Source organism: Rhodococcus sp. H-CA8f, assembly GCF_002501585.1.
Taxonomy (GTDB): Bacteria; Actinomycetota; Actinomycetes; order Mycobacteriales; family Mycobacteriaceae; genus Rhodococcus_F; species Rhodococcus_F erythropolis.
On sequence record NZ_CP023720.1, the window covers coordinates 4,284,747 to 4,298,971 of the forward strand.

Consider the following 14,225-nt stretch of genomic DNA (forward strand, 5'->3'; position numbering starts at 1 on the left):
CGGTCACGACCTGCACTCGAACGGCATGCTGGAGGAACACGTGCTGCGTCAAGACAATTTCACCTTCGCTTTGGTACTGCAGTTCGATCAGTATTCGCAGGAATCCGATCACTTCCGAGGTTCTACCCTTGACCTGGGCAAATCGCGTTCGACGTCCCGGTAAAGCCCCAATAGTTGATCGGACACACCGAACCATTGTTACAGCTGTCGCGGAGTGGACATCATCGGACTGTTCGGGATATGGGAGTCCATCGACTTCCTGAACGGCGGCGTCAGCTCAGAGTCCACGTCGCGGGATCACAGGCCAGGCGTAGATCAGGCAGACCTCCTTCGACGACATCTGTGAAGACGTCTGTCGGACCAACCGCGTGCGAAACCCACTCCTCTTCAAGGAGCTCGTGTACCTCTGCGTCCTTCGCCTCTTCCGAGGAAAGAAGTACGACGCCACCGACCGCCCCACCAAGCAGAATCGTCAGAACCGATGTTTCATCGTCGTCGGGACCGAAGTACATCAAACGCGATTCGTAGTCGACGTCGTGCTTTTGCGACATAGCATCCAACTTCGCTGCGAGCTCTCCATGGGTGATCTGGTCAGAGTGTGATCCGGTAACCACGACCGCGACGTCGTCCCCACTCAGCGGACGAAGCCGATCCGTGTAGTTCACGGAACGACTCGAATACGACGCCACCAATTCGACAACCCCGGACTCGTTCAGGTCGAGGATCGTATCCAGCGCGACATCAGAATCTGCACTGCCCGAAGTCAGCGTCAAGGCCACACTCGGGTTTGTTCCTCTTCCAGGCGTACGCGCTGCTCCTGTTGTAGTTCCCACGAGTACTGCCGCGCCTGCTTTGGACAGCGCCCAGATCGCCACTACCAGTTCGATGCCACGCAGCCCTGTCATCGCAACTGCGTCACCCGGGCCGATCCCAAGACTGATGAGGTGGCGCGCAAGGCGAGATGATCGTGCATCGACCTCGTGGTATGTCACTTCCTCTTCGTCGCACACGACTGCTACGGCGTCAGGATCAGCCTCAACGGAGTTCGCCAATCGCTGTGGCACGAGTCGGCCCGTCGAAGCGCCAACGGCCGGGGGTGGCGTTGTGTCCACGGAGCCGAGGACTTCTGCTCGTTCGGAGTCGGTGAGCAGTTCGATGTCACCGATCGGACGTGAAGGATCCGAGGACACCCGATCGAGAACGCGTACGAATCGCTCGACATGTGCGTCGGCGGTCGCTTGGTCGAAAAGATCGGCGGCGAAAACCAAATGGCCAATCAGTCCTCCTGTGATCGGATCAGAACTGAGATTGAGTTGGAGGTCGAACTTCGCAGTCGCCTCCACACCCTCGACTGCCGAGATCTTCAGATCCGGCAGACTGAACTCGGCTCCTGCCATCGGTTCGACCGACAGTGCAACCTGGAAAAGCTCGTTCGCTGACGCCGACAACGCGCCGGTAACTTCCTCGAACGGTATGTCGCCGTTCGCAAATGCCTCGAGATCGACATTTCGAACCAGCGAGACCAATTCGCCGAATCCTGCTCCGAGGTCCGGAGCGGTCCTGAGTGCGAGCGTGTTGACGAACATTCCGACTATGTCGTCCAGTTGCTGCTCACCTCGCCCGGCTACAACTGTTCCGATCGCGAAATCTCGGCTTCCGCTCAACCGTGAGATGAGAACTGCAAGCGCGGCATGCACAACCATGAACAATGTGGCGTTGTGTTCGCGCGCAATCTCGTTGAGCCGCGTCGCCGTGTCCGCACTGACGGAGAACTCCGAGACACCGGCCTTTGCAGACATCTGCGCGGGTCGCTGACGGTCGGAAGGCAATCCGGGCGTCGACGACACACCGTTCAACGTCCGGCGCCAGAAGTCGAGTTGCTGTGCAGCCTGCGAGCCGATCTCGTCGACGCTACCGAGCACTTCGCGCTGCCAGATCGCGAAGTCCGCGTACTGAACAGTCAACGGCGTCCACGACGGCGCGGTACCGCGCATGCGGGCCTCATAGGCGACCATCATGTCTCGGGCCAGAGGTCCCATCGATTCACCGTCAGCGGCGATGTGATGAGCGACCAAGACGAATATGAAGTCTGCCGGCCCCAACTCGAGCAACCCAGTGCGTACAGGTACTTCCTGAGCGACGTCGAATCCGGTCGTCACCAACTCCACGACGCGATTGAACGCCGCGGCCTCGTCGTCCACCTGAATCGTTTCGAGAGGCGAAAGGAGTTCGTCGATCGCGACGATCTTCTGAACCGGCCCTTCGATGTCACTCGGGTAGCTGGTCCGGAGCGACTCATGTCGAACCAAAACGTCGTGAAGAGCCTGGCGCAAAGCCGCGACATCCAAGTTCCCTGTCAATCGCAGAGCCAACGGAATGTTGTATGCCGCAGAACCGGGATCCATCTGGTTTACCAACCACATTCGCTGCTGGGCCAAGGACAGAGGAAGACGTTCTGGACGTTCCCGCGCCTCCAACTCCATCCTCGCACCGGAACCTGCGGTCTTTTGCGCTACTGCAGCCAAACCTTCCACTGTCGAGTTCTCGAACAGCACGCGCACCGGGACCTGCGCATCGAGCGCCTGTCCCAATCTTGCTGCCAACCTGGTAGCGATCAACGAATTACCACCCAGCGCAAAGAAATCGTCATCCAGACCGACCCGCTCCGCGCCCAACACATCTCCGAACACCGACGCAACAATTTCCTGCACCGCTGTGACCGGCGCCCGAAACTCTGCTGCCTCGAATACCGGTGACGGGAGAGCCTTTCGATCCAATTTGCCCGAAGCATTGAGAGGAAGCTCGTCGAGGACAAGAACCTTCGAGGGCACCATGTACGTCGGAAGCACGGCCCGGGCAGACTCCAGAACTTCGGACGCATCTACTGCAGTTCCCACGACATACCCGACCAGGCTGTCGCCGAACGTCGCATCGCTGTGCAGGACGACCACCGCATCTGAAACCGCCTCGTGCGAGATCAGAGCAGATTCGATCTCGCCGAGTTCGATACGCTGCCCCCGCAGTTTGACCTGGAAATCCGATCGGCCGATGTACTCGAGCTCGCCCCGACCGTTCCACCTGACGAGGTCGCCGGTTCGATACAACCTGCTGCCGCCATCTGAGGCGCCCCTTTCCCCGCCCGCAAAGGGGTTGGCGACGAAACGCTCCGCCGTCAACGCTGCTCGGTTTCCGTATCCGCGACCGACACCGACACCACCGACATACAACTCGCCGATCACGCCCGGCGGCACCATACCCAACGACCGATCCAGAACGAACAGATCCATGTTCGGCACCGGTGCACCGATCGGAACGCTGACGGTGTCATGCGCAGTCACTGCGTGGAACGAGACCACGTCCGACGCTTCCGTCGGGCCGTAACTGTTCACCAGGCGTACGCCGCCTGACAACAAACTGCCAAGACGATTGAGCCGGATCGACTCGCCTCCAAGGAACACAACATCGAGAACGCTCAGAGCAGACTCCTCATCGGAATCCACCACGGCTTCGAATGCGCTCGGCGACATGTTCGCCACTGCGACGTCACCGTGCCCGACGCGAGCGACGATCGCATCCGGATCGAAACCGTCTGAGGCAAGCACTGCGGTCCGACCGCTGCTCAGCGCTGCCCAGACGTTCTTCTGCGTCAGGTCGAAACTGGGTGAAGACGCGATCAAAAGAGCACCAGTTTCGGGCAACTCGCTGCGATACCAGGCCACCGTATTCTCGATGCCCGCCATCGGCACCAACGTCGGCTTCGGACGACCAGTCGAACCGGATGTCGAAATGACATACCCCAAGCGGTCCCCCGCACCGAGCTCACGCCATCGATCCGTCGGCCCCTCCACAATCGGCGAATCGCGAATGATGCTGTCGAGGACGATGACGTCCACCGCCAGATCGAGAGTCGTCGTACTCACCGCACATCGGGCGCCAGTGTCGGCAATTATCGCTTCGATCCGATCCTGTGGGTACGACGGATCGATCGGCCCGTACGCAGCACCCGCCTTCCACGCCGCCAACATACCTACGACCCACTCGACCGACCTCGGCACGATCAACGCGACGACGTCATCCGGACCGACGCCGGCCGCCGTCAATCGCTCGGCCACCACGTTTGCGTAGGCGTCGAGTTGCCCGTAGGTCAGCGCCTCGCCATCGCACTCGACGGCAAGAGAATCAGGGGTCTGCCCAACCTGTTCGTCGAACATCGCAGTCAGGGAGGCCCCTGCCAACGCTGTGCGCCCACCAGTGGACCAGCTGAGAAGGTTGCTGCGCTCAGCAGCAGTAAGTACGTCGATATCACCCAACCGAACTGACGGATCGACGGTGATCGCAGCAAGGATGCGCCCGAACCTGTCGGCAAAGCCAGCCACAGTCGACTCGTCGAACAGATCCGTCGCATACGTGAATTGCGCCGCCATCCCCGCCGGCGCACCGGACTCGTCGAACTGCTCGACCATGGTCAACTGCAGATCGAACTTCGCCGCCACGGTGTTGGCGTCGACGCCCGCAACTGTCAGATCACCAAGTCGAAGCACCGACTGCTCCATGTTCTGGAACGACAGCATCACCTGGAACAACGGATTGCGCGCCTGCGACCGCGCCGGATTGAGCACCTCCACCAAACGCTCGAATGGGAGATCTACATGCGCAAACGCACCCAGATCACCCTCACGAACCCGGCCCAACAACTCCGAGAACGACTCCGAAGAATCCACCTCCGTTCGCAACACCAACGTATTGACGAACATCCCGATCAAATCATCGAGAACCTGCTCACCACGACCCGCCACCGGAGTACCGATCGCAATATCGGACGTACTCGACAACCGCGCCAACAACACCGCCAACGCCGCATGCACCACCATGAACAACGACGAATTCGACTCACGCGCTATCTTTTTCAGAGACGAATGCTCAATTTCTCCGATGACGAACGCATGCTTGGCCCCACGATTGGACGCCACCGCAGGCCGCGGACGATCAGCCGGCAAATCCAACTGATCCGGCAACCCCGCCAACGCCGACTCCCAGAACCCGATCTGACGCGAAATCAACGACCCCGCATCATCTTCCGAACCAAGAGTCTCCCGCTGCCACAACGCGTAATCCGCATACTGCACCGCCAACGGCGCCCACCCCGGAACCTCACCCCGAGAACGAGCCTCGTACGCCACCATCACATCACGCGTCAACGGCCCCATCGACACACCATCACCACTGATGTGATGAACCACCAACGCCAACACGAACTCCGACTCCGACACCGCGAACAACCGCGCCCGAACCGGAACCTCCACCGCCACATCGAAACCGGTCGACAAAAACTCCGTCACCGCACCAACGACATCGGACTCCGACACCACAACCGGCGACAAATCCAACCGCACCCGATCCGCCGACAACACCTCCTGGAAGCCGACACCGTCGACCTCCGGATACACCGTCCGCAAAATCTCATGCCGCGCAACAACATCCGACACAGCAGCATCCAACGCCGCCACATCCAACAACCCCGACAACCGAATCGCCACCGGAATATTGTTCGCCGACGACGTCGTATCGAAACGGTTCAAGAACCACATCCGCTGCTGCGCCAACGACAACGGCACCCGCTCCGGACGCACCCGAGCCGTCAACGCCGCCCGCGCACCCGAACCGATCTCCGACTCCATCCGTGCGGCCAACAACTCCACCGACGACGCCTCGAACAACACCCGCACCGGAACCTGCGCATCGAGCGCCTGCCCCAACCGAGCTGCCATTCGAGTAGCGATCAAAGAGTTTCCGCCGAGTGCGAAGAAGTCGTCATCGAGACCCACTCGCTCGACCCCGAGTACCGCCGAGAAAACAGAAGCGACAATTTGCTCTACCGGCGTGACCGGGGCCCGGAAGACCGCAGCCTCGAATACCGGCTCCGGCAACAACTTCCGATCCAACTTCCCAGAGGAGTTCAGAGGAAACTCGTCCAAGATCATGATCACGTTCGGAATCATGTAGACAGGTAGCGATTCAGGAAGCGCATTCCTCAGGGCTTCTACGTCGACCACAGAATCCGGGACAGCGATCACATACGCGACCAACTGATCGCCCATATCGGTGGATGCCACAGTGACCACACACTGAGCTACCGTCGAGTGCGCCAGAAGAGCTGACTCAATCTCACCCAGTTCGATCCTCTGACCACGGAACTTGACCTGAAAATCGGTACGCCCGACATACTCGAGCTCGCCTGCGGTGTTCCACCACACCAGGTCCCCGGTGCGATACATCCGACTGCCACCGGCATTTACTTCACCGTTCGTGTCGCTCGCCTCCACAAATGGGTTCGCGACAAAGCGATCACTGGTGAGATCGGGTCGCGCGACATAACCGCGCGCAAGTTGATCACCGGCCAGATACAGCTCACCTGCAACGCCTACCGGCACCGGATGCAACCGACTATCCAACACGTAGACCTGCGAGTTCCACTCTGGCACACCGATCGGAGTACCTGTCGACTCCGATCCGTCGACCTCGTAGTAGGTGATCGAGACCGCAGCCTCGGTAGGGCCGTACACATTGTGCAAACCTGCAGAGGACACCCGAGCGAATGCACGCACCGTCTCGAGCGGCAATGCCTCACCGATCACGAATACGTCCCTCAGCGACACCAATGCGTGTTCCGGAACCGACGTCGCGAAGACGGTCAACATCGACGGAACGAAGTCCGTCAACGTCACCCGATGATCTTCGATCAGACCAGCCAGATACGCGGGATCTCGATGTCCGTCGTGAGATGCCAGCACCACTCTCGTACCGGACAGAAGCGCGGTGAAGTATCCCCACAACGAGACGTCGAATGTCGTTGCAGTCTTTTGCAGATAGACATCTTCTGTGCCGATGGCGTACTGATCCTGCATCCACAGGACCTGGTTCACGATGGCGTGATGCGAGACCGCAACGCCCTTGGGCTTGCCCGTGGAACCCGAGGTGAAGATCACGTAGGCGGCATTCACATCACGCAGTCGACCACGACGATCAGCATCGGAAACGACGGAAGGCGAATAGCTCGAGAGGTCAGCAGCATCGATCAACAGCACGTCGGCGCCGTTCGGCGCTACGAAAGCGTCCCTCGTCGTCGACAGCACACAGACTGGATCGGCCGTCGTGAGGATGTGCCCGATCCGCTCGGCGGGGTGATCGGGATCCAATGGCACGTAGGCTCCGCCCGCGGCGATCACCGCGTACATACCCACTACGAGATCGAGCGACCGACGCATCGCCAAGGCCACCAACGACTCGGGCCCAACACCATCGTCGATCAGCTTGCGTGCCAATTTGTTCACACGATCGGACACCTCGCCATAGGTCAGCGACTGGCCGTCGAACACCACGGCAACAGCATCGGGCGCCAACGCAACGCGAGTGTCGAACAGCGAAGCCAATGTCTCACTGTTCCCGACGTCACGTGCGGTGGAGTTGCGCGCAGTCAACAGCGACTCGCGCTCGGTCTCCTCCAACAGATCGATGTCACCCACAGTGATCGACGGATCCACGACCACCTGCTCGAGGATCCTGGTGAACCGATCGGCGAATCCACGAATCGTCGACTCGTCGAACAGATCTGTGGCGTATGCGAACTCGGCGAACATGCCGTCTTCGAGCGCATCTTCGACACGGGGAGCGAGAGTAAGTTGAAGATCGAATTTCGCGATACCGGCATCGAACTCGAGGCCCGACACCTCCAACCCCGAAAGCTCCAACGCATCCTGGGACATGTTCTGAAAGAACAGCGCGACCTGGAACAGCGGGTGATGTGCCTGCGATCGGGTGGGGTCCAGTACCTCGACCAATCGCTCGAACGGAACATCGCCGTTGCCGAGCGCCTGAAGGTCCGTCCTCCGCGTTGCCGAGACGAGTGCACTGAACGGACTGGCGAGGTCGACAGGAGTCCGCAGGACCAGCGTATTCACGAACATACCGATCACATCGTCGAGCGCCTTTTCGCCTCGCCCGGCAACCGGAGTACCGATCACGATGTCACTGGTACCGGACAACCTTGCGAGAAGCACGGCGAGGGCCGAATGCATCACCATGAACAGCGACGCGTTCCGCTCGCGTGCGAGTGAGTCCAAGCTCGACCGAAGCTCTTCGCTGACGGAGAAGCGGTACGTAGCGCCACGATTCGAGGCGACGACCGGGCGGGGGCGGTCAGCTGGTAACGCAAGCACTTCCGGAGAATCACGGAGGACGGAGCGCCAGTGGTCCAGCTGAGCCGAGATCAACGAATTCGGGTCGTCCTCGTCGCCGAGGACCTCCCGCTGCCAGAGGGCATAATCGGCGTACTGCACCTCGAGCGGAGTCCAATTCGGAACGCCGTTCGAAACCCGAGCGGCGTAGGCAAACATGACATCCCGAGTCAGCGGACGCATCGAGAACCCGTCCGCTGCGATGTGATGCACAACGAAGGCCAGAACGTACGAATTCTCAGCAAGTTCGAACAACCCGACGCGAACCGGAACGGTTGACGTCACGTCGAAACCCTGGAGCGCGAAACTCAGAAGTTCGTTGTGAACGCGTGAGGCGTCGATGACCTTCGGTGTCAGTTCAACCGGCACCTCGGACGACGGGAGGACTACCTGCTGCCCTTGCCCACCTTGCTCCGGGTAGACGGTCCGGAGCGATTCGTGGCGTTCGATTACATCCGAAATCGCATGACTCAGCGCCGAAACATTCAGGGCGCCTTTGATATTCAAGGCGATCGGAATGTTATTGACGGCAGAATCAGGATCGAAGCGGCTGAGGAACCACATTCGCTGCTGAGCTAGTGAGAGTGGGATCAACGCCGGCCGTGGGCGGGCCACGAGCGCGGCCCTCCCTCCTGCCCCTGCGATCAACTCAACCTGCGCTGCCAAACCTTCGACGGTCGAAGCCTCGAACAACACTCTCACCGGAACCTGAGTGTCGAGCGCTTGACCTACGCGAGCCACCAACTGCGTTGCGACCAAAGAGTTTCCGCCGAGCTCGAAGAAGTCGTCATCCAGACCGACCTGTTCCAACCGGAGAACATCTCCGAAGACGCCGGCCACAGCGATTTCGGCGACACTCGACGGTGCCCGAAACTCGCGCGCCACGAACACCGGATCCGGAAGAAGTTTCCGATCCAACTTCCCCGACACACCCAACGGCAACTCATCCAGCACCATCACCACCGCCGGCACCATGTAACCCGGCAGCCGACCCGCAACAACTCTCTTCAACTCGTCAACGTCCACCACACCACCAGCGGCCGTAACGTACGCAACCAACACATCCTCACGCACAACCACAACTACCGACGACACCGACTCGTGCTCACGAATCACCGACTCGATCTCACCGAGCTCGATCCGCAAACCGTGCAACTTCACCTGAAAGTCACTACGACCGATGTACTCCAACTCGCCCGACGCAGTCCACCGCACCACATCACCCGAGCGATACATCCGCCCACCATCACCCGAGAACGGATTCGCCACAAATCGATCCGACGACAAATCCGGCCGACCCACATATCCACGAGCCAGCTGAACACCCGCCAGATACAGCTCACCCGCAACACCTACCGGCACCGGACTCAATCGAGAGTCCAGAACAAACACCTGCGTATTCCATACCGGAGCACCGATCGGCACCCCCAGAACATCCGCCGGCACCACCTCGTGGAACGTCACATCCACCGCAGCCTCGGTCGGACCATACAAATTGTGCACCCCGACACCCGGCAACACAGCCCACACGTCGGCAACAACACTCGCCGGCAACGCCTCACCTGACGCGAACACCCGAGTCAACGAAACACACCCAGCCACAGACGAATCCGTCACGAAAACCTCGAGCATCGACGGCACGAAATGCACCGTCGTCACACCCTCCCCCACAATGACCGACGTCAAATACCGCGGATCACGATGCCCATCCGGCACGGCCACCACCAACCGAGCACCAACCTGCAACGGCCAGAACAACTCCCACACCGACACATCGAACGTGAACGGCGTCTTCTGCAACACCACATCCGACGAATCCAACCCGTACTCGTCCTGCATCCACGCCAACCGATTCACAATCGCCGCATGCGAAACCGACACGCCCTTCGGACGCCCCGTCGACCCCGACGTGAAAATCACATACGCCGCATTCCCCGACAGCAAAGGCGAGACCCGATCAATATCCGAGACAGGGTTATCCGAAAAACCAGACACATCAACAACATCAACCTCGACCACCGGCACCACACCGGCATCGAATCCAACGTCAGAGGTACTGATCACGCATACCGGCGACGCCGACTCCAACACGTACGCATTGCGCTCCGCAGGCTGATCCGGATCTACCGGAACATACCCACCGCCAGCCTTGAGCACGCCGTAAACCGCAACCAACAAATCAACCGACCGACGTACCGCAACACCCACCAACGACTCCGGCCCCACACCCACCGAAACCAGGTACCGGGCAAGACGATTCACCCGCGAATCGAACTCCGCATATGACAGCGAAACACCCTCGAACGACACAGCTACCGCATCCGGCGACGCCTCCACCTGAGCATCGAACACGTCCACCAACGACACATCCGCAACCTCATGCGCAGTGCCATTCCACGACTCGAGCACCAAAGATCGCTCACCCGAATCGAACATATCCACATCGCCAACCCGCACCGAGGGATCGGCAACCATTGCTTCGAGAACTGAAATCAACCGCTTTCCGATTGATTTGGCAGACGACTCGTCGAACAGGTCGGTCGCATAGACCAGTGCGACGGTCAAACCACCGACCTTGTCCGCGGTGTCCGATTCCCACACAGTGAATTGGAGGTCGAACTTCGCGGCCGACGACTCTACGTCCAGTCCGGAAATGCGCAGTCCCGGAACCTCCAGACTTTGCTGCATGCTCTGTCCCAAGTTCTGCAGCGAGAGCATCACCTGGAACAACGGGTTCCGTGCCTGAGACCGGGCGGGGTTGAGTACCTCCACCAGTCGTTCGAATGGCACATCGGCGTGCCCGAAGCCGCTGAGGTCGGATTCGCGCGCCCGCGAAATCATGTCCCGTGCCGAAGCTTCGAGATCAACCTCCGTGCGGAGGACGAGTGTGTTGACGAACATTCCGATCAGGTCGTCGAGAGCTTGATCGCCTCGACCGGCGACCGGTGTGCCGATCACGATGTCCGAAGTCCCGGACAACCGCGCCAGCAGAATCGCCACGGCACTGTGCAACACCATGAACAGGGATGCGTTGTTGTCCAGCGCAATTCGATTGAGAGCCTGGTGAAGGTCAGGCTCGATCGTGAATGTGTGCCCGGCTCCCCGGTTCGACGCGACGCGCGGGCGCGGGCGGTCCGACGGAAGATCGAGCTGATCGGGGATACCGGCCAACGCGTGGCGCCAGTAGTCGACCTGGCGAGTGATCAGAGAATCCGGGTCGTCCTCACTGCCGAGAACTTCGCGCTGCCACAGTGCAAAGTCGGCGAACTGTACGGGCAGCGGAGCCAGATCATGCGCAATTCCCTGTGTCCGAGACACATAGGACGAAACGATGTCCTTGGTCAACGGTCCCATGGAGAACCCGTCACCGCTGATGTGATGGACGACGAACACGAGGACAAATTCGTCGGCGGTGGGTTGGAAGAGTGCCGCCCGAATCGGAACCTCGGTGGTCACGTCGAACCCCGGGGTAACGAAGTCGGTCACGCGCTCGACGATCGCCGACTCGTCTACCCGTATGGGAGTCAGGTTCGGTACCACGGCTGCAAGGTCGACCAAGCGCTGATATCCGACGCCGTCGACCTCCGGGTACACGGTTCGAAGGATCTCGTGCCGCTCGATCAAATCTTCGAGCGCGCCCTGCAAGGCATCGACATCGAGCGCTCCGCTGAGACGCAGCGCGACCGGAATGTGGTCGACTGCCGATTCTGGTTCGAATCGGTTGAGGAACCACATGCGCTGCTGCGCCAAAGACAGCGGAACCAACTCGGGGCGCTCGCGAGGGATCAGGGGAACGTGAGCCTTGCGGTCTTCTGAGATTTTCGCTTCGTCGATGAAGACGGCAAGTTCTGCGGCGGTGGGTGCGTCGAAGAAGTTGCGCATGTCGATGGAGATGCCGTGTTCGGCATTGATCCGCGCAACCACGCGAGTGGCGAGCAACGAGTTGCCGCCCAGCTCGAAGAAGCCGTCGTCTGCCCCTACCCGATCCTGCCCGAGTAGATCGGCAAAGATCGCGACCACGCCGGCTTCGGTGGGTGTCGCAGGCTCGCGGTACTCGACCGTCTTCGACACGAATTCGGGTGCGGGCAAGGCTTTTCGATCCAGCTTGCCGCTGGCATTGAGCGGAAACTCGTCCAGTTCGACGAACATGGCAGGGACCATGTAGTCGGGTAGCCGTTCACCCAGCGACGACGTCAGAATCTCTGAATCGATGCCCTCGCCGACGATGTACGCGACCAAGTTGTCACCGATCGTTTCGTCCGAATGGACGATCACCACGGCTTGGGAAACACCTTCACAATCGAGCAGTGCCGCCTCGATCTCACCGAGTTCGATGCGCAGACCGCGGAGCTTGACCTGAAAGTCAGTGCGACCGATGTATTCGAGCTGGCGGTTCGCTCCGACGCCGCGCCAACGCACCAGGTCTCCGGTTCGATACATCCGCGATCCGTCGGTAGTGCCCGGCCGAGCCACGAAACGGTCTGCCGTGAGATCGGGACGCGACACGTATCCCCTGGCCAGCTGAATCCCGGCAAGATAGAGCTCTCCTGCCACTCCTGAAGGCGACGGCCGGAGCGCGTCGTCGAGCACCAGGAGTTCGGTGTCTGCCACGGCCGCGCCGATCGGCACGGACACCTGATCTCGCTCACCGGTTTCGTAATAAGTCACGTCGACGGCAGCCTCGGTCGGGCCGTACAGATTGTGGAGTCCAGCACTGCTGACCTCGCGCAGACGTGCCGCGGTTCGAGCCGGCAACGCCTCACCGGAAGCGAACACGTAGCGAAGGGTTTTGACCTGCGCAACAAGGGGTTCGGCGACGAACACGGCGAGCATCGACGGCACGAAGTGCACCGCCGTCACTCCGCGCTCGATCATCGTGCGAGCCACGTACACCGGATCACGATGTCCGTCGGGTTCCGCGATCACCAGCGATGCACCGACCTGCAGCGGCCAGAAGAACTCCCACACGGACACATCGAAAGTGAAGGGCGTCTTCTGCAAGATCACGTCGTCCGCAGTGAATCCGTACTCGGTCTGACGCCATTGCAGGTTCGCGACGATGGCACGGTGAGAGACTGCAACGCCTTTGGGGCGTCCGGTCGATCCGGACGTGAAGATGACATACGCAGTGTTGTCCGCGCGCAGCGGCGCCAACCGGTCGGCGTCGGTGACAGTTGTCTCGGCACGACCCGACAAGTCGAGGGTGTCGACGTCGAGCGTGGGCGTACCGTGCGGCAGCACCACGGCATCGGACGTACGTGTGAGCACAGCCGTGGGCTTCGCGATCTCGAGTACGTAAGCGAGACGGTCGGCAGGATGATCCGGGTCGAGTGGAACGTACGCGCCGCCGGCCTTGACGATCGCGTACATCGAGACGAGGAGATCGATCGATCGACGCATCGCGAGACCGACGAGGCTGTCCGGTCCGACACCTGCCGCGACGAGTTCACGGGCCAGGCGGTTCGCTCGCGCGTCGAACTGCGCGTAAGTGAGCTGCGTTCCGGCGTAATCCAGCGCGAGCGCATCCGGCGTCCGCTCGACCTGCTCGTCGAAGAGTCCGGCTAGGGTCACGTGTGCGTCGGCCTCGGACGCGACCTCGACGATCGAAGTGCCGTCGGCGATGAGCCGGTCGACCACCGCGCCGAGACCGTCGGCCTCGCTGGCGATCAGCTCCGGCAGCACCGTGGAAACGACAACAGGAACCAGGGCATCCGCCCCCAATGCCCCACCCATCGCGGTGTCGAGAGTGACCAACTCGTCATTGAGTCGTCCGTAGCTGATTTCGGTTCCACCGTGGCTCAGGGCCACACGATCAGGATCTACCGCCGCAACTGCAGCTACCAACTTCGGCAGATCTTCGATCGTCAGCGACTGCGGTCCCGGAATACCGACGGACATCTACACTTCCTCCAACTGACTTTCGTGAAGTGCGCCCCGGCCGAGCACAGCGTTCTGCTCGGCCGGAGGCGTTCACTGGGCAAATACTGAATG

Annotated in this window: 1 protein-coding gene; it reads right to left on the reverse strand. The window is 60.6% G+C overall.

The genetic code is table 11. The features are described from left to right. Window positions 1–272: 272 nt before the first annotated feature. Entirely contained in the window at window positions 273–14,132 is a 13,860-nt protein-coding gene (locus CPI83_RS19985) for a non-ribosomal peptide synthetase (RefSeq protein ID WP_097387615.1), read from the reverse strand. Between the last annotated feature and the right edge of the window lie 93 nt (window positions 14,133–14,225).

Excerpts from the sequence above, each read along its gene's own strand:
- CPI83_RS19985 (WP_097387615.1), bottom strand. The coding sequence starts at position 14,132 with ATGTCCGTCGGTATTCCGGGACCGCAGTCGCTGACGATCGAAGATCTG.